Source organism: Phytohabitans maris (assembly GCF_031085175.1).
In the GTDB taxonomy this organism is placed as follows: Bacteria; Actinomycetota; Actinomycetes; order Mycobacteriales; family Micromonosporaceae; genus Phytohabitans; species Phytohabitans maris.
In genome coordinates this window covers 13,948-37,135 of sequence record NZ_JAVHUY010000014.1, presented here as the reverse complement: position 1 = coordinate 37,135, position 23,188 = coordinate 13,948, and the positions used below count along the sequence as shown (strand labels likewise).

Below are 23,188 nucleotides of genomic sequence, written 5' to 3'. Positions count from 1 at the left end.
AGCAACGAGTGCCGACCAGACTTCCCGGCGCGCCGCCCCCACCCTACCCTGGTCACGGCCCCCGGCCGTCCGGAAGCGTCCGCGAGGTGGCCTAGCAGGCGCCGTTTTCGCGGACCCGCTCGGTCACGTGGCAGGCGACGGAGCGGAGCGTCTCGATCTGCTCGTCGGTGAGGCCGTCGATGACGTAGTCGCGCACGGCACCCACGTGTGCCGGGGCGGCGGCGACCACCAGGTCCCAGCCCGCGCCGGTGAGGATCGCGTTGGTGTAGCGGCCGTTGTCCGGGTCGGGCTCGCGGCGCAGCAGGCCGCGCTGCTCGAGCCGCTTCACCACGTTGGAGAGGCGGGACAGGGAGCTGCTGGTGATCCTCGCCAGCTCGCTGAGGCGCATGGTGCGCTCGGGGTGCATCGACAGGTTGCTGAGCACGAAGTAGTCGTACAGCGTGATGCCGCTGTCGCGCAGCAGCTGGGCGTCGAGCGCGGCGGGCAGCCGGAGCATGAGGTCGGCCAGGGCCAGCCAGGCCACCCGCTCCTTGTCCGTGAGCCACCGCACGTCGTCCGGCATGGCACGAGCGTACGACCCCGGGGCCGCCGGCCCTGAACGGGCGTGACCCAGGTCCTATGTTCAACCTTGAACCGGGCCTGCTAGCCTGACTTCAACCTTGAACATCGAGAGGAGCTCTTCGTGGGCCTGTTCCGCCTGGACGCCAGCATCCGTACGCACGGCTCGGCCAGCCGCGAGATCGCCGACATCGTCGAGCGGGAGTGGACCGCCACCCACCCCGGCGACCCGGTCGTGCAGCGTCACGTCGGCATCGAGCCGCTGCCGGCCACCGCCTGGGCGGCCGCCGTGCAGGGTGGCGCCACCCCGGAAGACCAGCGCACCGCCGCGCAGCGCGACGCGATCGCGCTGGCCCGGACCCTCGCGGACGAACTGCTCGCCGCCGACGCGATCCTCTTCGCGGTCCCGCTCTACAACTACGGGGTGTCGCAGCACTTCAAGACGTACGTCGACCTGCTGCAGACCGACCCGCGCGTGCTCAGCCAGGACGTCCCGTTCCTGGCCGGCAAGCCGGTCGTGCTCGCCACCGTGCGCGGCGGCGCGTACGGCGCGGGCACCCCGCGGGCCGGCTGGGACCACTCCACGCCCTTCCTGCGCCGGGTCATCGCCGACATGTGGGGAGCCGACCTCACCGTCGTGGAGCGGGAGTTCACCCTGGTCGGGGTCAACCCGGCGCTCGACGCCTTCACCGACGACGCGGCCGAGATGCACGCCCAGGCCCTCGACGCCGCGCGGGAGGCCGGCCAAGCCCTCGGCGCCGCCGTACCGGTCGCGGTCTGACCCGCGGGTCCCGTCACGGGCCGACCCGCGCCGGACGCCTCACCCGCGCAGCACGGCGGGCAGCGGCTTGTGGTGCAGGACAACCAGGCCGGCGACGGCGCGGGTCAGCGCCACGTACAGGCGGTTGAGACCGCGCGGCTCGGCGTCCACGATGTCGGCCGGCTCGACCACGACGACGTGGTCGTACTCCAGGCCCTTCACCAGGCTGGCCGGCACCACGGCGACGCCCGGCGCGTCGACCCGCGGGGCGAACGCGTCGGCGACGACGACCGCCACGGTCGCGTCCCGCGGGGCCCGGCGCACCTCCTCGCCGACCGCGGCGCGCAGGTCGTCGACCCGGCGCACGGACAGGGTGCCGCCCGGGCGGTACGAGCGGGTCGGCGCGATCCCAGGCGCGAGGGCGCGGGCGGCGTAGTCGGCGATCGCCCGCGGCACCCGGTACCCGGTGCGCAGCTCCAGGGTCCGGACCTCGCGCTTGCCGAGGCGGCCGAGCAGCTCCGGCCAGGAGCCGGCGGCGAGCGGATGGGTGGCCTGGCCGAGGTCGCCGACCACGGTCATCGAGGCGTACTCGGCGCGGCGGGCGACCATCCGGCACTCCATCGGCGACAGGTCCTGGGCCTCGTCCAGGATCACGTGGAGGTACCGGTCCTCGGCGGGCGGCTCGTCGTCGGGCTCCTGGACCGGCAGCGGCTCGGCCAGCACCGCCTTGTACGCGTCCTCGCCGTGCGGGTCGAACCCGTCCTTCCAGCCCACCACCCGGTGCCCCTCGCGGAGGATGAGAGCCTCGGCCCAGCGCTGGGCGGCGACGATCGCGTCGTTGTCGATGGCCTGCCCGGCGGCGGCGATCGGCGTGGGGTGTCCGGGCGCGTAGAGCTCCCAGCCGTCGCGCAGCCCGCAGCTGATCACGAAGTCGTCCACCGTCCGGGTGCCGGTGGTCAGCTCGCGCAGCCGCCATTCGGGCTCGGGCGCCCTCGGTGCGGCCGGGGGCTCGCCGAGCAGCTCGGCGAGTTCGTCCAGCAACGGCACGTCGTCCACCGACCAGTCGCGCCCGCCGTCGGAGGAGGCAGCGGACCGGTCGCCGCGCCCGGCGGAGTAGGAGGCGGCGAGCAGGGCGGCGGCCTGCGCCGGCAGCCCCACCACCCGGGCCGGGTCGGCCAGCCAGGACAGCACGCCCGCCGGGGTCAGCGGCGGCCACCAGGCCCGCAGGAACCGGTGCAGCTCGGGCCGGTCGCCGGCGTCCTCGACGAACAGGCCACGGTCGACGTGCGCACCGTCCACCTTGGACCAGAGCGCGTCCAGGAGGACCGCCACGGCCTGCGGGCGGGCCGCGTTGGGCGGGGTCCGCGTCGCCGCGCAGCGCTGGCGTACCCGGCGGCGGGCGGCCGCCAGGTCGGCGGCGTCGAGGGTGAGCACCTGGCCCGCGTACACCAGGCGCAGCCGGTCCGGTGCCGCCGGCGGTGCCTGCCACATGAGCTCGGCCAGGACGCCGCACATGCGCTCGCCGCCCTTGATCTCGGCGAGCGCGGCGGGGTCGCGGCGGGTGGCGGTCACCCCGTCGACGAGCTCGCCGAGGGCGCGCAGGTGCACGCTCTCCTCGCCGAGGGAGGGCAGGACCCGGCTGATGTAGCTGGTGAACACCGTGGACGGCCCGACCACCAGGATGCGGCCGTCGGTGAACCGGCCCCGGTCGGTGTAGAGCAGGTACGCCGCCCGGTGCAGCGCGACCTGCGTCTTGCCGGTACCCGGGCCGCCGGTGACCAGGGTGACGCCGCGCGCGGGCGCCCGGATGGCCTCGTCCTGCTCGCGCTGGATGGTGGTGACGATGTCGCGCATGTGCGCGCCGCGCGAGCGGCGCAGGGCGGCCAGCAGCGCGCCCTCGCCGAGCACCTGGAGCTCGCCGGCCCGGTCCGGGCTGAGCACGTCGTCGTCGAGGTCGACCACCCGCTGGCCCCGGCAGATGATGACCCGGCGGCGCACCACGCCGAGCGGCTGCCCGGAGGTGGCGCGGTAGAACGGCGCGGCGGCCGGCGCCCGCCAGTCGACCAGGAGCGGTTCGCGGTCGTCGTCGCGCACGCCCAGCCGTCCGATGTGGTAGGTCTCCCCGTCGTCGAGGTCGAGCCGGCCGAACACCAGCCCTTCCGCCTCGGCGTCGACCGAGCGCAGCCGCGCGGCGGCCCGGTGGACCATCGCGTCCCGCTCCACGAGGCCGGTCAGCGTGCCGGCCGCCGCCCGGCCGTGGCCTTCCGCGGCGAGCGCCTTCGCCCGCTCCCGCATCCCGTCGAGCCGGGCGTACACCCGGTCGACGACCCGCTGTTCGGCGGCGATCTCCTGCGTTCTGGCGTCGGGCACAGTGCTCCCCCGGGTCCCTGCGCGATTGGCGTCCCGGCGAGCGTATGCCCAGGTCAGGGCCGAGAAATCAGCATTCGGGGCGATTCGGAGGGGGTTGTGCGACCGATAGACTGAAGGTGGCTTCGCGCCAAGCCCGCGGCGACATGCCGTACTCCTGCTTGAATGCCTTGCTGAAGTGGCTGGAGTCGGTGAAGCCCCAGCGGCGGCCGACCGACGCGATGGTCAGGGACCGGTAGGCCGGGCGGGCGAGGTCCTTGCGGGCGCCCTCCAGTCGGGCCTGGCGCACCCACTCGCCGAAGCGCACGCCGCAGCGGGCCAGGATCTGGTAGAGGTACCGGACCGAGATGTGGTGCGCGGCGGCGACGGTCGCCGGGCTCAGCTCCGGGTCGGCCAGGTGCGCGCGGAGAAAGCTCATGATCTGAAACGGGAGCGTGCTGGCCGCCGCCGCGCCACGCAGGTCCGGGTCGTCCAGGTGGGCGGCGACGCTGGCGCAGACCAGGTCTATCGTGGGCTCGGCGACCAGCACGCCGTGCCGGCCGTAGGGCAGCGCCTCGGTGACGGCCAGCCGGGTCAGGTACGCGGAGGTCAGCTCGGCCACCGCGCTGGCGGAGCCGAGCGCGACCGCCGTCACGTCGTGCAGCTGGCGGGCGGTCAGCCCCAGCGTGGCGCGCGGGATGCGGAAGAAGACCGCGTCCATGCCGCCGCCGAAGAGCAGGCTGTACGCCCCGGCGGTGTCGTAGAGCGCGAAGTCGCCGGGGTGCAGCACCGCCTCTCGCCCGTCCTGGACGACCATGCTGGTGCCGGACATCTGCAGCCCGAGGAAGATCGGCGGGTCGTCGTCGCGGCGGGCCAGCCGCGCGGTGCGGCGCACGGTCGTGGAGGTGGCCCGCACCGCGCAGACGCCCAGCGATCCGAGGCTGCCCAGGCGCAGGTCGACGGCGATCCGCTCGGGCGGCTCGTGGTGGTCGATCTCGACCTTGACGACCGACTCCCAGACCAGGGAACGGACCGCCTCGGCGCGGTGCGGCGGGGGCAGTCCGGCGGTGCTGATGGCGGTCGCCAGCTGGCGGGACGTCATGCGAGCACGCTCCCACGCGGCCCCGCGCCGCGACAATCGGTCGGCCGAGCGATGCGGGCTGGACCAGCTTCTGTGCACGCCCGTACATGACCGCGGCCACCGGCCCCGCCTAGCGTCCCCGGTTGTCACCAGAACCAGGGAGGGACCATGCTCACCGCGCGCGAGCTCGACGAGATCGAGTCGGCCAACTCCTCCGGCCGGACCCCGGTCGTGTTCGTACACGGCCTCTGGCTGCTCTCCAGCAGCTGGGACCGCTGGCGCCGGATGTACGAGAGCGAGGGCCTGGCCACGATCGCCCCGGGCTGGCCGGACGACCCGGAGACGGTGGCCGAGGCGCGGCGCGACCCGGACGTGTTCGCGCACAAGATGGTGCGGCAGGTCACCGACCACTACCTGGACGCGATCGGCCGGCTGACCGCCAAGCCGGCGGTGGTCGGGCACTCGTTCGGCGGGCTCATCGCCCAGAAGATCGCCGGGGAGGGGGCGGCGGCGGTGACCGTGGCGATCGACCCGGCGCCGTTCCGCGGGGTACTGCCCGTGCCGCCCTCGTCGATCCGGTCGTCGGCGGCGGTGCTGGCCAACCCCGCCAACATCAACCGGGCGGTCACGCTCACCTTCGAGCAGTTCACCTACGGCTGGGCGAACGCGCTGGGCGAGCCGGAGGCGAAGCGGCTGTACGAGGAGTTCCACGTCGCCGCGGCCGGTGTGCCGATCTTCCAGGCGGTGGCGGCCAACCTCAACCCGTTCACCGAGGTGCGGGTGGACAGCAAGAACCCGGAGCGCGGGCCGCTGCTGCTGATCTCCGGCGAGAAGGACCACACCATCCCCTGGTCGGTCACGCACGCGGCGTTCAAGCGGCAGGAGCGCAACCCCGGCGTCACCGAGATCGTCGAGATCCCCGACCGCGGCCACTCGCTGACCATCGACGACGGCTGGCCGGAGGTGGCCACGACCGCGCTCACCTTCGTCCGGACCCACCTGCCGAGCTGACCCCCGGAGGTACCGCCATGCCCGCCAACCCGCACCAGCTGTCGCTCGAGCCGGCCGCGCTGGCGTTCGCCGAGGCGACCGCCAGCCCGCCGTTCCTGTACCAGCTGCCACCCGCCGAGGGGCGCAAGGCCGTCGACGAGGTGCAGGACAGCCCGATCGCCAAACCCGACGTGAACGACGAGTGGACCACTGTGGAGGGTGGACCGACCGGCCAGGTCCGGGTCCGCGTGGTCCGGCCGGCCGGCGCCGCGGGGACGCTGCCGGTCATCCTGTACGCGCACGGCGCCGGCTGGGTCTTCGGCAACGCGCACACCCACGACCGGCTGGTCCGCGACCTCGCGGTCGGCGCGCACGCCGCGGTCGTCTTCCCCGAGTACGACCGCTCCCCCGAGGCCCGCTACCCGGTGGCCCTCGAACAGTGCTACGCGGTGGCCGCCTGGGTGGCCCGCGAGGGTGCCGCCGCCGGGCTCGACCCGTCCCGCCTGGCGGTCGCCGGCGACTCGGTCGGCGGCAACATGTCCGCCGCGCTGACCCTGCTGGCCAAGGAGCGCGGCGACGTGTCGTTCGTGCGCCAGGTGCTCTTCTACCCGGTCACCGACGCGTCCTTCGACACCGAGTCGTACCGGCGCTTCGCCGAGGGCTACTTCCTGACGCTGGAGGGGATGCGCTGGTTCTGGGACCAGTACACGACCGACGAGGCCGAGCGCGCCCAGGTCACCGCCTCGCCGCTGCGGGCCACCCTGGACCAGCTGCGCGACCTGCCGCCGGCCCTGGTCGTCACCGCCGAGGCGGACGTGCTGCGCGACGAGGGCGAGGCGTACGCGGCGAAGCTGAGAGCGGCGGGCGTCCCCACGACGGCGGTGCGGTACGGCGGGATCATCCACGACTTCGTCATGCTCAACGCGCTGCACGACACGCCGGCCGCCCGGGCCGCGGTCGCGCAGGCCGGCGCGTTCCTGCGCGCCGGCCTCCACCCGCGGCCGCCCGGCTGAGCCGGCGGACGGTGACGGGCCGTGGTGGGGGGGGCCGGGCAGGGGGTGGGTCGGCGGGGCGGGGGGGCCGGTGCCGGGCCGTGATCGACGCTCCCGTCAAGTCTTTCTAACGACTTGCCGGGAGCTTCGATCACAGAGGTGGGGAGGTCGGGACCGCGCGGCCCGCGCGCCGCCGCCGGGCCGCGCCGAGGATCAGGTCGACCAGCAGGAACGCGGCGAGCGTGACGCCGAGCATCGGCAGCGCCCAGCCCACCGCGACCGCCACCAGCAGCGCCGCGACCGCGGCGGCCGGGTGGGTCCGGCGCCAGGCGCCGCGAGCCGGTGGGGTGCCGAGGAGCGCGGCGCGGTCGGCGCGGGTCGGGCGGCGCTGCCACCACATCCGGTACCCCCAGACGATCACGCAGAGCAGTCCGATCGCCAGGGCGGCCAGCAGCAGCTGGTTGAGAAGGCCGAAGAGGAATCCCATGTGGAAGGCGACGCCCAGCTTGGCGAGCTGGGCGAGCAGCGGCCAGTCGGCGAAGTCGCTGCGCGCCACGACCGCACCGGTGGCCGGGTCGATTGCGGCCCGGTCCCACCCGGTCGGCCAGCTCGGGTCGTCCTGGGCGACCACCCACGCGGCGCCCGGCTCGGCCGGGAACGTGACCTCGACGACACCGGTCAGTCCGGCCCGCCGGGCGGCGATCGTCACCCGGTCCACATGGGACGGATCGGCGCCGCCGCCACCGGCGACCGGGTCGGCGTGGTGCCCGCCGCCCTCGGCCGCGCCGCCGGGCAGCGCGGTCTCCAGGGCGGGGCTGTGCGCGTTCAGGCCCTCCTGGAGCACATCGAAGTTGCCGCCGGCGTACCGGGACCAGGTCAGGCCGGTCGCGGAGAGGGCGAGCAGGCCGACCGCGAGCCAGACACCGGTCGCGGCGTGCCAGCTCCTCGTGCGGCGTACGCCGACGCCGGCGGCCAGGTCGGGCAGCACGGTACGGCGCAGGCGGCGCCGGCCGGTCCACTGTCGACGCAGCCACAGCCACAGTCCACCCAGGACGACGACCCACAGCCAGCTCGCCGCGACCTCCGAGTAGTGCCGCCCCACCACGCCCAGGTGCAGGTTGCGGTGCAGGTCGTCCAGCCAGGTCATCAGCGGCGTCTCGCCGAACCAGGTGGTGAGGGTGCCGCGGACCTCGTTCGTGTACGGGTCCACGTACACGGTGTGCTGCTTCTCCCCCAGCTCCGGCAGGGAGAAGACCACCCGGGTCGTATCGGTCGCCTCGACCGGCGGGAAGACCGAGGCGAGGTCACCGCCGGGGTGGGCGGTACGCGCGGCGGCCACCTGCTCGGCCAGCGGGCGGGGCGGACCGGCGCCCGGGTCGGCGCTCAGCTCGTGGGCGTAGACGAGGCGGTCCAGCTGCGGCGAGAAGACGAACGCGAGGCCGGTCAGCGCGGCGACGACCAGGAACGGCGCCACGAGCACGCCGGCGTAGAAGTGCAGCCGCAGCACGAGCGGGCCGAGCGACCGGCGCTCGCGCGGGGCGGCGGTGCCGGCCGCGGGCAGCGGGCGGGTGGTGACGGACACGGGGGCTCCAGGTCTCTCGGGCGGCCCGGACGCCGCCGCGGGTACGACATGGAGGTAGTCGGCCGCCGCCGGGCATGGGTTCCGGACGATTTTCCGGCCGCCCGGCCAGGCTCAGCCCCGGTCGTTGCCGCCGCGGCCCTCGTGCCGCGCCGTGACGGTGCGGTGCCGCCCGAGCCCGTGCGCCTGCGGCATCGGATCCCGGTGCCGGCCCCGGTTGGGTGGACCCAGCCGAAACGGGAACGCCTCGACCTCGCCGTCGTCGTCCGGTTCGTCCTCGTGCACGCCCATCCACTCCCCCCTGGTCAACCTCGGCTCCATCCTGGACCATCGCTCGGCTGAGCCGTCGCACAGCCGGTGCGAGAAGATCAATTTCCGTCCCCAGTGGACAGTCCCGCACGGCCGTGCCCGGCCTTTCCCGCACGGGTCAGGCCAGCCAGGCGACCGCGACGACGGCGACCTCGGCCAGCGCGACCGCGGCGAGCGTGAGCAGGAGCACGAGCCCCCGCTCACCGTCCGGGGCGGGGTGACCCAGCGCCCGTACCCGATGGACCACGCCGGACCCGCCCGAGCCGGAGGGCGCCGGCGGCGGCCGCCGGCCCGCGAGCGCGGCGCGGGCGAGGGCGCGGGCGACCAGGGCGCGGTCGCCGACCACGACGGCGGCCTCCTCGTCGGCCCACCGTTCGGCCTGGTGGGCGACCTCCTCGCGGACCGGCGCCAGGAACGGGTCGACCGCCGCGGCGGCCGCCGCCCAGGACACCAGCCGGTCGTGGTGGCGGGCCAGGTGGGCGCGTTCGTGGGCGAGCATCGCCCGCCGCTCGCCCGCGTCCAGCGCCCGCAGCATGCCGGTGGTGACCAGGACGTGGCCCGGCCGGCCGGGCACGGCGAACGCGTGCGGCTCGTCCCACTCGGCCACGACCAGGCCGCCGCCGCGCGGGCGCCCGACGCCGCGCAGGCGGCGGCGCATGGCCCGGCGCACGGTCAGGTCGCCGGCCAGCCGCCACAGCCCCCAGGCCAGCAGCACCGCGGCGACCGCGGCGAGCGGGCCGGCGCCACTGTCCTCAGTAGACAGCGGCAGCAGGTCCTCGACCAGCGTGGAGGCGAGCATCAGCAGGCAGACCGCGTACGCGCCGGACGTCACCACCGCCGCGACCATCAGGCCGCGGGCGGCGGCCGCGGGCGCCGTGCGCCGCACCGCCCGGGGCGCCAGTATCGACAGCAGCAGCGACAGCGCGACGGGCAGCGGCACGGCGAGGCTCATGGCCCCGACCGGACCAGCAACGCCCGCAGCACCTCGACGTCGGCCACCCTCAGCCCCGCCACGAACTGGCGCAGCGCCGCCCGTCTGGGCCTGCGCGCCGCCAGCGCGGACCGCATGCGACTCGCGGCATCGGCCGCCGCGTCCCGCATCGGCCAGTACACGTGGCCCCGCCCCTCCTCGGGCCGGCGGGCCACCACCCCCATCTCCCACAGCCGCACAAGCGTCGCGCGCACCTTCTCTTCGCCCTGCTCCGACCCCAGTGCCGCCTGCACCTCGGTCGGGCTGAGTGGTGCCTGCGCGGCCCCGAGGGCCGCCACGACCTCGGCGGCCAGCGCGCCATGCGCACGGTGTCCCCTCACCGCTCACCTCCAGGTCCCCGCTCGCTCAACGCGCGAGGGCACCCATGCGTAACGTCCGCGCCACCATCGGTCGCGTTCGCGGCCCACCGCGCGCCGGACGGCCGGCGGGCTCCGGCGACAGCACGGCGACCGGCGCCTCCTGGACCGACTGCGCCGTGCAGGACGCAGTCGGTCGCGCGGTCGCACCAGGCGACGAACTCGTCGAAGGAGTCCTGCAGCGTCGCCGCCTGGGTGCGGACGAACGGGCGCACGCCGAGGCTGTGGTCGAAGACGCCTTCCAGCACGACGGCCCGCACCCGGCCGGGGAAGCGTTCGGCGTACTGCGCGCCGAGCAGCGTGCCGTACGAGCTGCCGTGGAACGTCAGGCGCCGCTCGCCGAGGGCCCGGCGCAGCGCGTCCAGGTCGTACACGGTGCTGAGGGTGTCGGCGTGGTCGAAGACCGGGCTGGTCGGGCGGCAGGCCGCCCAGAGCGCCCGGTTTTAGGCGACCGTGGCGTCGAAGTCGGCCTGGCTGGTCAGCAGCTTGGGCGGGGGCGGCACGGTCGGGTCGGGGGCGCAGCGCGGGGCGGCGCTGCGGGCGACCCCGCGCGGGTCGAAGCTGACGATGTCGAACCGGTCGAGCAGCTCGTCGCTGAACCGGTCGCCGCGGCGGACCCGTTCCACCCCCGAGTCGCCGGGGCCGCCCGGGCCGAAGACCAGCTTGCCCACCCGCTGCGCCGGCTTGCGGGCCGGCCGGCGGGCCACCGACAGCTCGAACGTGGCGCCGCGCGGCTCGGCCCAGTCGACCGGCAGCGTCAGCGTGGCGCAGCCGACGGCCGGATCGACCGGCACGCCCGGCAGGTCGTCGGCGCACGGATGCCAGGCGATCGGTGGCGCGGACGCCGACGCGGGCGCGGCGGCGAGCATACCGGCGAGGACGGCGGCGGGACCACGAGCTTTCACGACGACCATCCTGGACGCCGCACCCGCGCCGGCGACATCCGGACGGCCCCTGAGGCGACCCCTAGGGTCTACAGGCGCCGGTCAGGCGGTGGGGTGGAGTTGGGGGATGGCGTCCAGGAGCTCGCGGGTGTACGGGTGGCGGGGTGCGGCGAGCACCTCGTCGACCGGGCCGGTCTCGACGATGACGCCGTCGCGCATCACGGCGATGTCGTCGCTGATGTAGCGGACGACGGCGAGGTTGTGCGAGATGAACAGCATCGAGAAGCGTTCGGCGGCGAGGATGCCGCGCAGCACGTTGAGCACCTGGGCCTGGACCGACACGTCGAGCGCGGAGGTGATCTCGTCGGCGATCAGCACGCCGGGGCGGGCGGCGAGGGCGCGGGCGATCGCGACCCGCTGCCGCTGGCCGCCGGAGAGGCGGCGGGGCAGGCGCTGGGCCAGGTCGGGTGAGAGTGACACGAGCTCCAGCAGGCGGGTGACCTCGGCGGCGCGTTCGCGGGCGGGAAGGTCGCCGAGCGCCTCCAGGCCCTCGCGGATGATGCCGCCGACGGACATCCGCGGGTTGAGCGAGCCGAACGGGTCCTGGAAGACCATCTGCACCCGGCGGGCCCGTTCGCGGGCGGAGAGCCGGCGGACCTCCTGCCCGCCGACGGTGATCGCGCCGGCGTGCACCGGGGCCAGGCCGAGCACGGCGCGGGCGATGGTGGACTTGCCGGATCCGGACTCGCCGACCAGGCCGAGCACGCGCCCGTCGACCACGTCGAGGTCCACGCCGTCCACGACCGTCCGCCCGCCATACCGGACCGTCAGCCCGCGGACCACCAGTCCACCACTCATAACGCACCTCCCTGGGGGTGCCAGCACGCCGCCAGGTGGCCGTCGGCCATCGGGGCCAGCGGCGGCATCTGGGCCACGCACTCGTCGGTGGCGAACGCGCACCGGCTCGCGAACGGGCACCCGGTGGGCAGGTCGTCCAGCGCGGGTGGGCGCCCGGGGATCGTGGCGAGGTCGGCGTCGCGGTCGGTGGTCATGTCCGGCACCGAGGCGATCAGCGCCCGGGTGTACGGGTGTGCGGCCGCCCGCAGCAGGCTCGCCACCGGCAGGTCCTCCACGACGACACCGGCGTACATGACGACGACCCGTTCGCAGACGTTGGCGATGACCGAGATGTCGTGGGAGATGAGCAGGATCGCGGCGCCGGCGTCGCGGTTGATGGCCAGCAGCAGGTCGAGGATCTGCCGCTGCACGGTGACGTCGAGGGCGGTGGTCGGCTCGTCCGCGATGATGAGGCGGGGGGTCTCCATCAGCCCCATCGCGATCATCGCCCGCTGCCGCATGCCGCCGGAGAACTCGTGCGGGTACTGCCGCAGCCGGTGGCCGGCGTCGGCGATCCCCACCTCGGCGAGCCGGTCCGCGGCCCGGGTGCGGGCGTCCGAAGCGGACAGTCCGGAGTGGACCTGGGCCACCTCGGCGAGCTGGGTGCCGATCCGCATCGCCGGGTTGAGGCTGCTCATCGGGTTTTGGAAGACCATGGCCAGGTTGGTGCCGAGGAAGCGGCGGCGGGCGGCGGGGGCCATCGTGGACAGTTCGGTGCCGAGGAACCGGAGCCGGTCGGCGGTGACCACGGCCGGGTGCTCGACGAGCTGGGCGATCGCCATCACGCTGACGCTCTTGCCGGAGCCGGACTCCCCCACGATGCCGACCCGCTCGCCGGCGGCGACCCGCAGCGACACGCCCCGTACGGCGGGCAGCTCGCCGTTTTCGGAGGGGAAGCCGACCCGGAGGTTCGCCACGTCCAGCAGGGCGTCGGACGGGGAGGCGGGCTTGGCCGAAAGGCGCCGGGCCGCCGCGGCCATCGCCCGGGCGACCCGGCCGAACCGGCGGTTGGACTGGTTGTCGCCGAACGCGCCGGCGATCACCTCGCCGAGGAGGCTGAACACGATGCCGGAGAGGGCGATCAGCGTGCCCGGCCCGATCGCCGCCATCGGGCTGGTGTAGATGGCCTTGAGGCCGGTGCTGAGCAGGCCGCCCCAGTCGTACTGCGGGGGGCGCGCGCCGAGGCCGAGGAAGCTGAGCGCGGAGATGCCGAGCAGCGAGGTGCCGACCGAGGTGGTGGCGGTGATGACGAGCGGCTCGGCGACGTTGGCCAGCACGTGCCGGCCGACGAGCCGGCGCAGCGGTACGCCCATGGTGCGCGCGGCGGCGACGTAGTCCAGCGAGATCACCGAGGCGGTGAGGGTCTGGGTGAGCCGGGCGAACATCGGCGCCATGGCGATGCCGACGCCGAGGATCGCGCCGGGTACGCCGATGCCGATGACGGTGCCGACGAACATCGCGGTGAGCAGCGCGGGGAACGCGATCGAGACGTTGACGACCGACTGGAAGGCGCTGGTCAGCCGCGGCCCGAACATGGCGGCGAGCAGCCCGACCGGTACGCCGACGACGATCGCGATGCCGCTGGCGGCGACCGCGCTGAGCAGGGAGAGGCGGGTGGCGACCAGGCTCCGGGCGAACATGTCGCGGCCGAGCTCGTCGGTGCCGAACCAGTGCTCGCCGCTCGGCGGCTGCCACGCCTTGGCGACGTCGATCGCGTTCGCCTTGCCGGACCAGATGATCGGGCCGAAGATCGCGAGCAGGACGAGCAGGAGCAGCAGTACCGCCGCGACGCTGCCGGTGACGGTGGAGAAGACGGTGCGGAGCTGTCGGCGCATCGGGGTCAGCTCCTCTGCCGCTTGGAGCGCGGGTCGAGCGCGCCGAGGGCGACGTCGATCAGCAGGTTGAGGATGAGCACCGTGCCGGCGAGCAGCACCATGATGGTCTGCACGACCGGGTAGTCGCGGGTGATGAGCGCCTGCACGAGCGCGGTGCCGAGGCCGGGGATCGCGAAGACGTTCTCCACGACGATGGTGCCGGTCACCACCGTGCCGAGCTGCAGGCCGCCGAGGGTGAGCGCGGCGGTGAGCAGGTTGGGCAGGCCGTGCCGCAGGTACACGCGGGTGGCCGGCAGCCGCTTCGCGCGGGCGACGAGCAGGTAGTCCTGGTCGAGTACCACGGCGGTGGAGGAACGCACCACGCGCATCATCGTGGCCGCGGAGCCCAGGGTGATCGCGAGGGTGGGCAGGACGAAGGAGTCGGCGCCGGCGGCGCCGGCCACCGGGAAGATCGTGAACGTCACCGCGAACAGGAAGACGAGCCCGACCGCGACGAGGAAGTCGGGCAGCGCGGCGGCGATGCCGGTGGCCAGGGTGAACCCGGTCCGCAGCGTCGGCCGCCGGCCGCGGTGGGTGGCGATGCCGACGAGCAGGCCGCCGAGGATGGCGACGACCGAGGTGGCCACCAGCGACAGCGCCACGATCGTGGCGGTGTTGCCGATCCGGGCCTCGACGAGCAGGCTGACCGGCTGCTGGGTGAGTAGCGAGTCGCCGAAGTCGCCGGTGAGCATCCGCCCCCAGTAGTCGAAGTACTGCACGATCAAGGGCTGGTCGAGGCCGAGCTGCTGGCGCCGCTCCTCGACCAGGCTCGCCGGCGCGTCCGGCCCGAGGGCCAGCCGCACCGGGTCGCCGGGGATGAACTGGATCATCAGGAACGTCAGCGTGAGCACCGCCCAGATCGAGATGACCAGGCGGAGCAGTTTCCAGGCGAGGCCCCGTACCCAGCCTGGGGTCTTCCGCCCCTCGGTGGGGCGGACGCGGCGGCCGGCGGAGGCCGGGCGCTTGCCGACCTCCGCCGTGCTCGTCGTCACTTCGGCTGCAGGAGCCGGACGCTCTCGGCGATCGGGCGCCCGCCCAGCGTCTCCATCACGGCGTTCTTGACCACCCAGTTGGTGGGCCAGCTCGCGATCGGGATCATGTCCGCCTCCTCGAAGAGCGCCTTCGACGCCGCGGTCCAGTTCTGGCAGGCCGCTTCCTGGGTGGTCGCGGTCCGCGCGGCGGCGACCGCGTCGGCGTACGTCTTGTTGGCCACGTGCCCCGCGTTGGTGCCGTCCGGCGGGAACGGGCCGGCGAGCAGCCCGATGAGCGTGGACGGGAACGGGTTGCTGAACTGCTGGAGCATCACGTCGTAGTCACCGGTGGAGAAGACCCGCTGAGTGTAGTCGGCCTGGGCGAACGGGGAGATCGTGGCCTTGGCGCCGATCTTGCCGAACGCGTCCGCCATCAGCTCCGCCGCCGCGGCCGCACCCGGCGTCGCGGTGCTGTAGCCGAGCTGGAACGTGAGCTGCTTGCCGCCCTTGGTCAGCACGCCGTCGCCGCCCTTGGTCCAGCCGTCGGCGGTCAGCGTCGCCTCGGCGGCGGCCGTGTCGAAGCTCGGGATCGCCGCGGCGGCCGAGGAGTCGTCGCAGATCTGCGGCTGCGCGGCCGACACGCTGGTACCGGCCTCGGGCAGCAGCCCCTGGGTGACGACCTTGGCCACCGGGCCCCGGTCGAGCGCCTGGGTGAGCGCGACCCGGACCGCCTTGTCCGCGGTGATCCGCCCCTCCCGGTGGTTGAACGAGACGACCACGCCGCCGCTGGTGTACGTCTTCTCGGTGGCGCCGGCCGCGGTCAGCCGCGCCCGGTCCTGGCCGTTGACGACCGCCGCGTTGATCGCGCCGGAGAGCAGCAGGTTGGCCGCCGTCGACTCGCTGTCGACGATCTTCATGACCACCTGGTCGGGCACGCCGGCCGCGTCGTTGCCGGGGAAGCCGTCCCGCTTGGTCATCACGTACTCGCTGTTGGGCGTCGCGGTCTTCAGCACGAACGGGCCGGAGCCGCTGCTGCTCGTGGTGAGGCCGGCCGGGTTGTCGGCGCCGGCGCCGCAGGCCTGGTGCATGAACGACAGCGAGGGGAGCAGGTTGCTGAAGGGGCCGTTGAGGGTGAGCGTGAAGGTGCCCGCCGCGTCGTCGGCCGCAAACGTGAAGTCGCGGTTGGGCAGCGTCGCCCCGATGACGGTCGAGGTGTTCTTCGGCTCCTTGACCCAGGCGAAGTTCTTCGCGATGACGCTCGGCGTGATCTTGCTGCCGTCCGAACAGGTCGCGTTCGGGTCGATCGTGAAGACGGCCTTGGTGCCGTCGAAGTCCCACTTCGTGGCGAGGCCGGGCCCGACCGAGCCGTCCTCCTCGCGGACGACGAGCGGCTGGTACAGGAAGCGGAACAGCCAGTTGGCCGTCGTCGCGGTGTTGTTCAGCGGGTTGAGGGTGCCGGGGTCGCCCGCGACTGCGAAGGTGAACGTGCCGCCGCTGGCGAAGTTCCCGTTCGCGCCCGAGCCGCCGCCGTCGTCGCTATCCGAGCACGCCGAGGTGGCCGCCAGGGCGAGCGCGAGGCCCGCCGCGGCCAGAAGCTGTGGTCTTCTCATTGCCAGGCCTCCGGAGAGTGTTGCGTTGAGCGCTATGCTATTGCGTCAGACGGAAAAACTTGATCCGGAAGCGGAATCTTAACCAGGGAGTTACACAGCCTGGCCGGACGGCGGAGTCCGCCGCCGGACCAGTTTTCCCTTCCGGTACACGCGAACGATGTTCTCCGGGTAGGCGGCGAAGTCCAGCGGATCGCCGGCGACCACCACCAGGTCCGCCTGCTTGCCGTCGGCGATCGTGCCGACCCGGTCGGCGATGCCGAGCAGCTGCGCCGCGGAGCGGGTGGCCGCCTCCAGCACGGCCAGCGGCGCGAGCCCGCCCTCGGCCATCAGCCGCAGCTCGACCAGGTTCCGGCCGTGCATCTCGGCGGCCGCGTCGGAGCCCATCGCGATGCGCACGCCGGCCTCCACGGCCCGCTTGAACGAGTCGGCGCGCATCGCGTGGTTGGCCCGGGCCTTCTCGGCGATGCCGGGCGCGACCGCGGCGCCCTGGTCGATCCGGTCCACGATGAACTGGCTGACCCCGAGCGTCGGCACCAGCCACGTGCCCCGCTCCAGCATCAGCGTGATCGCCTCGTCGTCCAGGTCGGTGCCGTGCTCGACGGAGCGGACGCCGGCCCGGATCGCGGCCTTGATGCCGGCCGAGCCGTGGGCGTGCGCCATCGCCGGTACGTCCACCCGGGCCGCCTCGCCGACGATGGCGTCCAGCTCCTCCTGGGTGAAGTGGGCGTGCGCCGGGTTGTCGCGGGGCGAGAAGACGCCACCGGAGGTGTTCACCTTGATGAAGTTGGCGCCGTCGCGGATCAGCTCGCGCACCCGCTTGCGGGCCTCGTCCGGGCCGTCGACGATGCCGGACGGGCGGCCCGGGTGTTCCAGCAGGATCTCCGGGGCGTTGCCGCTGGGCAGCCAGTGGTCGCCGTGCCCGCCGGTCTGGCTGAGCGCGATGATCGAGATGCGCAGGGCCGGGCCGTCGATCAGGCCGTCGTCCACCGCCCGCTGGATGCCCAGGTCGGCGCCGGAGGCGTCGCGCACGGTGGTGACCCCGGCGTCGAGGGTGCGGCGCAGGTTCCGCTCGGCGAGGAAGAACTGGTACGAGAACGGGTACCCCAGGTTGGCCATCAGGTCCAGGTTGCTGAGGCAGACGTGTACGTGCGCGTCGACGAAGCCGGGCAGTACGGTGAGTCCGGTGAGGTCGACGGTCTCCTCGGCCCCTTCGCCGGCGCCGAGCCGGAGCGTCTCGCCGTCGATCACGAGGTCCTGCGCGCGCAGGTCCGCGCCGGTCCCGTCGAAGATGCGGGCACCGGTCAGCAGGGTCCTCGCCATGGCCACCTCCGAGCTTGATCTTTTCGCAGGAGTATAGCGCTGGGCGCAACACTGTCTTTTCTCATGTAACCTTCTCGCATGTCTGAGGATCGTCGGCCGGTATCGCCCGGAGAGCGTCGGCCGTTTCGTTGGGGGGTGGCGTCGCTCGTCGAGCAGCCCATGCCGGAGCTCGCCACGCGCGCCCGGGAGTACGAGGCGCTCGGCTTCAGCGACGTCTGGGTGCCGGACGAGCGCCTGCTCCGCAACGTGTACGTGAGCCTCGCGACGATCGCCACGGCCACCACGCGGATCGGGATGGGGCCGGCGGTCACCAATCCGTACACCCGGCACCCGGCGCACACGGCGGCCGCGATCGCCACCATCGACGAGCTCTCCGGCGGGCGGGCCACGCTCGCGTACGGCGCCGGCGGCGGCCTCGACGCGTACGGCGTCAAGCGGGACAACCCGGTCCGCGCGCTGCGCGAGGCGGTGCGGATCGCGCACCTGCTCTTCCAGGGCGAGACGGTGAGCTTCGAGGGCGAGGCGTTCTCGCTGCGCGGCACCCAGATCGACTTCGGGCCGCTGCGCCGGATCCCGGTGTACCTGGCCGCGCGCGGGCCGCGCATCCTGCGGCTGGCCGGCGAGGTCGCGGACGGCGCGATCATCGGCGGCTTCGCCGAGCCGGGCGGCCTGAAGTACGCGCTGGACATGGTCGGGCGGGGCATCGAGCGGGCCGGCCGCAGCCGGTCCGACGTCGACGTGATGTCCTGGCTGTACGTCTCGGTCGACGACGACCCGGCCGCCGCCCGCACCGCGGTCAGCAAGATCGTGCTCGCCTCGCTGATCACCAGCCGGCCGATCCTGGACCGCATCGGCATCGAGCTGCCGTCCTCGCTCCGCGACCACCTGGACGCGCGCGGCTGGCGGTACCCGACGGAGACGCCGCGGGAGGCGGCCCGGCTGCTGCCCGACCACATCGTCGACGCGTTCGCCGTGCACGGCACGCCGGAACGGGTCCGCGAGCGGCTCCGGGCGATCCGCGACTGCGGGATCGACCACGTGTCGTTCGTGCTGTTCCCGCCCGCGGGGGCATCGACGGCCGCGCTCGCCCGCCGGATCGCCCAGGATGTAGTGTCTCCGCTGACGCCGGGCGGAGCGGATCGATGAGCGACGGGAGTGCGAGCATGGCGAGGCGTTCGCCGGTGGGGCCGCGGGCGGCCGTGGCCCGCACCGATTCCCGGCACCCGACCGTCGCGTCCGAGCCGTCCGGCGAGGCGCGAAACTCGACGGTGGACCGCGCGCTGCGCGTGCTGGAGGCGTTCCTCGGCGAGGAGAGCCAGATCGGCGTGCTGGAGCTGTCCCGCCAGCTCGACCTCGACAAGAGCGTCATCCACCGCATCCTGTCGACGCTGGTCGCGCGCCGCTTCATCGAGCAGGACCCGGTCTCCCGCCGGTACCGGGTGGGGCTGCGGATCTGGGAGCTGGGCCAGCGCTACCTCGCCGGCCAGCTGCTCAAGGACGTGGCCGAGAAGGAGCTCACCCGGATGATCGCAGCGCACCCGTACGCGACGGCGTACCTGGCGCAGCTCGACGGCGGCGACGTCGTGGTCATCTCCACGATCCGCGGGCCGGGCCCGATCAACCTGTACATGGACCCGGGCAGCCGGCTGATCGCCGAGCACACGACGACCGGGCGCACGCTGCTGGCGTTCCTGCCGCCGGTCAAGGCCGACCAGATCGTCGCGCGGCGGCGGCAGGCGGGCGGCTCGATCCGGCAGTTCCCGGACATCGACGAGGTGCGGGCCGACTTCGCCGCGATCCGCGAGCGTGGCTTCGGCGAGAGCCAGGGGCGGTACAGCCCGGGCGTCAACACGGTCGCGGTCGCCCTCTGCGATCAGGACGGCTCGCCGATCCTCGCGCTCTCCGTCGACTACCTGGGCTTCCCGGAGACCGAGGGGCTGGGCCGGATCCTGCCGCGCGAGCTGCAGGACTGCGTTCGCCGCATCGAGCGCCTGGTCCGCGCCTCCGGCGCCGACACCGACAGCTGATCTTCGCTGCGACTCCGCACGCCGTGACCACCGCGGCGGGTGAGGCCTGGCCGCCGGCCAGGGGGTGCCTGACCAGGCCGGCGACCAGACCGGCCGGGGGGACGGTCACGCCGCGGCGGCGCGCACATCCTCGATCGAGACCGTCCATCCGAAAAGCGAGCCCATCACGTGCAGCGAGTGCTCGTGCGCGGCCGGGGAGATGTCGCCGGTCGCCTCGGAGACCACGTAGGTGCGGAAGTCGCGCTGGCTGGCGTCGCGCACGGTGCTCTCCACGCAGGCGCTGGTGCCGACGCCGCCGACCAGCAGGTTTTCCACGCCGAGGGCGCGCAGCCGGTCGGCGATGTCGGTCTCCACGAACGGGCTGAACCGGGACTTGCTCACCACCAGGTCGCCGTCGGCCGGGGCGAGCGGGGCGAAGAACTCCGCGTCCCAGGTGCCCTCGACGCAGCTGCCGATCCCGATCAGCCCCTTGTACATCGGGACCTCGGTGAGCATCCGCCAGTCGGAGAGGTCGTCTTCGTGGATCGCGCGGGTCCAGACCACCGGGATGCCGGCGTCGTGACCGATCTTGACCAGCTCCTCGCACGCCGGGGCGGCCGCGCCGCAGCCGGAGACGTCGGCGCCGGCCCGGCCGAACGAGCCGTCCGGGTGGCAGAACCCGTTCTGCATGTCGACGATGACGACCGCGGCGCGATCGAGGGTACGGAGAGTCACCCCATCAGCATAGCCATCTCAGACGCAACACGATAGCGTCAAGCGCAACATTGACGCGAACTCGCACGCCGGGCTCCCCCGCGACGTCGGCGAGGGCCCCGACGACCGGCTCGTCCCGCGCGACGCGATGATCGTCGACGGTACCGGAGCGCTCCGGCTGGGGCACCGAGCAGGAGGCGCTCTGGAAGGAGACGGGCGTGGGGCGGCGCGCGGCGCGCGGGCCTCAGGAGACGGTGACGACGGCCTCGATCTCGGTGGCGATGCCGAGCGGCAGGGAGGCGACGCCGATCGCGGAACGGGCGTGCCGGCTGGCCGGGCCGTAGAGCGCGTGGACGAGGTCGCTGGCGCCGTCGGCGACCAGGTGCGGCTGGGTGAAGTCGGGGGTGGCGTTGACGAGCACGAGCAGCTTGAGGAAGCCGGTGACCCGGCTCAGCTCGCCCAGTTCGGCCTTGAGCGAGGCGAGGATGTTGAGCGCGGTCAGCTGGGCCGAGAGCTTGCCGGTCTCGATGTCCACATCGGAGCCGAGCTTGCCGGTGTAGACCGCCTTGCCGTCGCGCATCGGCCCGTGCCCGGCGACGTAGGCGAGGCCGCCGTCCACCCGCACGGATACGTATGCGGCGGCGGGCGGGAACGGCGCGGGCAGGGTCAGGCCGAGCTCGGCCAGTCGCTCTTCGGGAGTGGGCACGGTGCTTCACGCCTCCTGGAACGCGGGCAGGACCTCGGCCGCGAACAGGCGCATCTGCTCGCGCATCTCGCCGGTCGAGTTGGCGACCACGATCATGCCGGCCAGCTGGGTGGCGCCGGCGTCCCTGAGCCGCCGCACCCGCTCGACGATCTCGTCGACGGTGCCGATGAGGTTTTGTGAGGTGTAGCTGTCCAGGTCGATGCCCTTGAGCGTGGAGCGGCGCAGGCTCACCAGGTGCTCGTACGCCTGGGACGCGGTGAACCGCTCCATCGCCCGCTCGGCGTCGCGGTCGACGCAGAGCACGAGCTGCGGCGCGACCTCGATGGCGGCGCCGTCGCGGCCGGCCTCGGCGGCCAGCCCGCGCAGCCGCTCCACGCCGGTGGCGAGCCGGTCGGCCGGCATCCCGGCGGGCATCCACCCGGCGCACCAGCGGGCGGCCCGCTGGATGGTGCCGTCCGCGTTGCCGCAGGAGAACATCGGGAACGGGTCCTGTTTCGGCTTCGGGTACAGCTCGACGTCGGTGAAGCGGTAGTGCCTGCCCTCGTACCCGGCGACCCGCTGGGTGAACAGCGCGGTGAGCGCCTCGATCCCCTCGGCCACCAGCTCGCCGCGGGGCGCGCCGGCCAGCTCGGGGTGGACCGACTCGAACTCCGCCCGGTACGCCCCGACGCCGATGCCGAGGATCAGCCGGCCGTCGCTGAGCTGGTCGAGGGTGGCCGCCTGCTTGGCCAGCAGCACCGGCTCGCGCATCGGCATCACCACGACGCCGGTCATCATCCGGATCCGCTCGGTGCGGGCGGCCAGGTAGCCGAGGGTGACCAGCGGCTCGTAGAAGCGCGGCGGGTCGGGGAACTGGGCCCGCACGTACGGCATCGTGCTGAAGTGGTCGTTGACGAGCACCGAGTCGAACCCGAGCTCCTCCGCCTCGACGCCGAGCGCGACCACCTCGTGCTGGTCGGCGAACCGGATGGGATACGCCATCCCCTCCACGCAGGTGGGGATGCTGATGCCGAACTTCATCCGGGCTCCTTCGTGACTGGCGGACCTCAGAGTACGGTCAGGTCCCGGCTGAGCGTGGTGATGATCGACGAACCGGAGTCGGTGACCACGACGGTGTCCTCGATGAAGGAGCCGCCGACCCCGAGCCGGTAGTACGGCGTCTCCACCTCGAAGACCATGCCCGGCTCGAGCACCGTCTCCGCGTTCGGGGTGAGCACCGGCAGATCGTAGTACTCGATGCCGATGCCGTGCCCGACGTGCTGCCGCTTGTAGCTGGGGATGCCGGCGTCCCGGACCGCCTGCACGGCGGCGGTGAAGACGTCCTTGGCGACCACGCCGGGGCGCATCATGTCGATCGCCGTCTGCTGGCCGGTCTTCGAGGCGTCGAAGAGGAAGCGCAGCTCGTCGGAGGGCTCGCCGAAGGAGACCAGGCGGCCGATGTCGGACCGGTAGCCGCGGTACTTGATGCCGACGTCGAAGAAGGCGAAGTCGTTGGCGCCGAGCTTGATGTCCGGGGAGGCCGGCACCTGGCCGAGCGCGAGGCCCTTGCCGAAGCGCACGAGGCAGAACCCGGTCCGCCCGCCCTCGGCGGTCACCGCCCGCTCGAACGCGTTCTGCACGTCCTTCTCGCTGACGCCCTCCCGGAACTCGGCGAACGCGGCGCGCAGCCCGTTCTCGGTGATGCGCAAGGCTTCGGTGATGCGCTCGATCTCGTCGGGCATCTTGACCGCGCGGATGTTGCGCAAGAGCCCGGAGGCCGGCCGGAACTGGGCCTTCGGGAGCTTCTCGGCGAGCGCGGCGAGCAGGTCGCGCTTGGGGCCGCGCTCGTCGACGGCGACGACGCCCTCGGCGAGGCCGAGCCGGGTGATCGCCTCGGCGAGCGCGTCGACCGACGCCCGGCCGACCTCGTGCGCCTCGGTGATGGCCCGCACCCGCTGCTCGTCGGGGTCGAGCGACACACCGTCCACGATGTCCCGGAAGAACGTGCCGAACGTGACCACGTCCTTGAGCGAGGGGTACCCGCCGAGGGTGAGGTCGGCGGCGCCGATCGAGCAGACCACGATGCCGGCGTCCGGCGCGTCCGCGGTGGCGACCGTGTAGAACTCGCTGTCCAGGGGGAAGAGCTCCTGCCCGTCGTCCCACACGCCGGAGAGGTAGAAGTTGTTTTCGAGCGTGGCGGAGACGATGCCATCCACACCCTCCGCCCGCATGAGGGCCGTGGCACGAGCGACGTTGACGGACATG

Annotated in this window: 21 protein-coding genes and 1 pseudogene; 5 read left to right on the top strand and 17 right to left on the bottom strand. The window is 73.6% G+C overall.

Annotation, left to right across the window (positions count from 1 at the left end; genetic code table 11):
• Positions 1-91: 91 nt before the first annotated feature.
• A complete protein-coding gene (locus RB614_RS16465; RefSeq protein WP_308713378.1) occupies positions 92-562 on the bottom strand; it encodes a MarR family winged helix-turn-helix transcriptional regulator in 471 nt (156 codons plus the stop codon).
• Between the two features lie 120 nt (positions 563-682).
• Between RB614_RS16465 and RB614_RS16460 the strand changes: the two genes are divergently transcribed.
• Complete coding sequence (locus tag RB614_RS16460; RefSeq protein WP_308713377.1) at positions 683-1,339, top strand: FMN-dependent NADH-azoreductase; 657 nt, start codon at positions 683-685, stop codon at positions 1,337-1,339.
• Positions 1,340-1,378: 39 nt separating this feature from the next.
• On the opposite strand, the gene RB614_RS16455 is transcribed toward RB614_RS16460, so the two are convergent.
• Together RB614_RS16455 and RB614_RS16450 are read right to left on the bottom strand one after the other, a co-directional pair.
• A complete protein-coding gene (locus RB614_RS16455) occupies positions 1,379-3,688 on the bottom strand; it encodes a HelD family protein (RefSeq protein ID WP_308713376.1) in 2,310 nt (769 codons plus the stop codon).
• A 67-nt stretch (positions 3,689-3,755) separates the two neighbouring features.
• Positions 3,756-4,766, bottom strand: a complete 1,011-nt coding sequence (locus RB614_RS16450; protein ID WP_308713375.1) for a helix-turn-helix domain-containing protein — start codon at positions 4,764-4,766, stop codon at positions 3,756-3,758.
• Between the two features lie 147 nt (positions 4,767-4,913).
• On the opposite strand from RB614_RS16450, the gene RB614_RS16445 reads away from it, so the two are divergent.
• Both RB614_RS16445 and RB614_RS16440 read left to right on the top strand, forming a co-directional pair.
• Positions 4,914-5,756, top strand: a complete 843-nt coding sequence (locus RB614_RS16445) for an alpha/beta hydrolase (RefSeq protein WP_308713374.1) — start codon at positions 4,914-4,916, stop codon at positions 5,754-5,756.
• A gap of 17 nt (positions 5,757-5,773) precedes the next feature.
• Positions 5,774-6,748 carry an alpha/beta hydrolase gene (locus RB614_RS16440; RefSeq protein ID WP_308713373.1) on the top strand — a complete coding sequence of 325 codons (975 nt, stop codon included), beginning with the start codon at positions 5,774-5,776 and terminating at the stop codon, positions 6,746-6,748.
• A 130-nt stretch (positions 6,749-6,878) separates the two neighbouring features.
• On the opposite strand, the gene RB614_RS16435 is transcribed toward RB614_RS16440, so the two are convergent.
• From RB614_RS16435 to RB614_RS16390, 10 genes and pseudogenes are all read right to left on the bottom strand, one after another.
• The gene (locus RB614_RS16435) at positions 6,879-8,309 is read right to left on the bottom strand and encodes a PepSY-associated TM helix domain-containing protein (RefSeq protein ID WP_308713372.1); all 1,431 of its coding nucleotides are present in this window, start codon (positions 8,307-8,309) and stop codon (positions 6,879-6,881) included.
• A 111-nt stretch (positions 8,310-8,420) separates the two neighbouring features.
• Entirely contained in the window at positions 8,421-8,615 is a 195-nt protein-coding gene (locus tag RB614_RS16430) for a hypothetical protein (protein WP_308713371.1), read from the bottom strand.
• A 118-nt stretch (positions 8,616-8,733) separates the two neighbouring features.
• Positions 8,734-9,567 (bottom strand): M56 family metallopeptidase, encoded by an 834-nt coding sequence (locus RB614_RS16425; RefSeq protein WP_308713370.1) that lies wholly within the window; start codon positions 9,565-9,567, stop codon positions 8,734-8,736.
• Positions 9,564-9,926, bottom strand: a complete 363-nt coding sequence (locus tag RB614_RS16420) for a BlaI/MecI/CopY family transcriptional regulator (RefSeq protein WP_308713369.1) — start codon at positions 9,924-9,926, stop codon at positions 9,564-9,566. Before RB614_RS16420 ends, RB614_RS16425 begins: the two co-directional genes overlap by 4 nt.
• Before the next feature lie 152 nt (positions 9,927-10,078).
• Positions 10,079-10,876 (bottom strand): annotated as a pseudogene (locus RB614_RS16415) (alpha/beta fold hydrolase); the annotation flags it as partial.
• 72 nt (positions 10,877-10,948) lie between these two features.
• Positions 10,949-11,704, bottom strand: coding sequence for an ABC transporter ATP-binding protein (locus tag RB614_RS16410; RefSeq protein WP_308713368.1), 756 nt, complete (start codon positions 11,702-11,704; stop codon positions 10,949-10,951).
• On the bottom strand, positions 11,701-13,578 hold the full coding sequence (locus RB614_RS16405; RefSeq protein WP_308713367.1) for a dipeptide/oligopeptide/nickel ABC transporter permease/ATP-binding protein: 1,878 nt from the start codon (positions 13,576-13,578) through the stop codon (positions 11,701-11,703). Before RB614_RS16405 ends, RB614_RS16410 begins: the two co-directional genes overlap by 4 nt.
• A gap of 5 nt (positions 13,579-13,583) precedes the next feature.
• Complete coding sequence (locus RB614_RS16400; RefSeq protein WP_308713366.1) at positions 13,584-14,609, bottom strand: ABC transporter permease; 1,026 nt, start codon at positions 14,607-14,609, stop codon at positions 13,584-13,586.
• Positions 14,606-16,198, bottom strand: a complete 1,593-nt coding sequence (locus RB614_RS16395) for an ABC transporter substrate-binding protein (protein WP_308713365.1) — start codon at positions 16,196-16,198, stop codon at positions 14,606-14,608. The genes RB614_RS16400 and RB614_RS16395 overlap by 4 nt, the downstream gene beginning before the upstream one ends.
• Before the next feature lie 90 nt (positions 16,199-16,288).
• Positions 16,289-17,518, bottom strand: a complete 1,230-nt coding sequence (locus tag RB614_RS16390; protein WP_308713364.1) for a metal-dependent hydrolase family protein — start codon at positions 17,516-17,518, stop codon at positions 16,289-16,291.
• 135 nt (positions 17,519-17,653) lie between these two features.
• On the opposite strand from RB614_RS16390, the gene RB614_RS16385 reads away from it, so the two are divergent.
• Both RB614_RS16385 and RB614_RS16380 read left to right on the top strand, forming a co-directional pair.
• Entirely contained in the window at positions 17,654-18,664 is a 1,011-nt protein-coding gene (locus RB614_RS16385; protein WP_308713363.1) for an LLM class flavin-dependent oxidoreductase, read from the top strand.
• Positions 18,661-19,545 (top strand): IclR family transcriptional regulator, encoded by an 885-nt coding sequence (locus tag RB614_RS16380; RefSeq protein WP_308713362.1) that lies wholly within the window; start codon positions 18,661-18,663, stop codon positions 19,543-19,545. The genes RB614_RS16385 and RB614_RS16380 overlap by 4 nt, the downstream gene beginning before the upstream one ends.
• Positions 19,546-19,650: 105 nt before the next feature.
• Here RB614_RS16380 and RB614_RS16375 read toward each other — a convergent pair whose 3' ends face one another.
• The 4 genes from RB614_RS16375 to RB614_RS16360 all read right to left on the bottom strand — a co-directional run bounded on the left by RB614_RS16375 (position 19,651) and on the right by RB614_RS16360 (position 23,187).
• Positions 19,651-20,259: a cysteine hydrolase family protein gene (locus tag RB614_RS16375; protein WP_308713361.1), complete on the bottom strand. Its 609-nt coding sequence runs from the start codon at positions 20,257-20,259 to the stop codon at positions 19,651-19,653.
• A 223-nt stretch (positions 20,260-20,482) separates the two neighbouring features.
• The gene (locus RB614_RS16370; protein ID WP_308713360.1) at positions 20,483-20,944 is read right to left on the bottom strand and encodes a RidA family protein; all 462 of its coding nucleotides are present in this window, start codon (positions 20,942-20,944) and stop codon (positions 20,483-20,485) included.
• 6 nt (positions 20,945-20,950) lie between these two features.
• Positions 20,951-21,964, bottom strand: coding sequence for an LLM class flavin-dependent oxidoreductase (locus RB614_RS16365; RefSeq protein ID WP_308713359.1), 1,014 nt, complete (start codon positions 21,962-21,964; stop codon positions 20,951-20,953).
• A 26-nt stretch (positions 21,965-21,990) separates the two neighbouring features.
• Positions 21,991-23,187 (bottom strand): Xaa-Pro peptidase family protein, encoded by a 1,197-nt coding sequence (locus tag RB614_RS16360; protein WP_308713358.1) that lies wholly within the window; start codon positions 23,185-23,187, stop codon positions 21,991-21,993.
• Position 23,188: the final 1 nt, after the last annotated feature.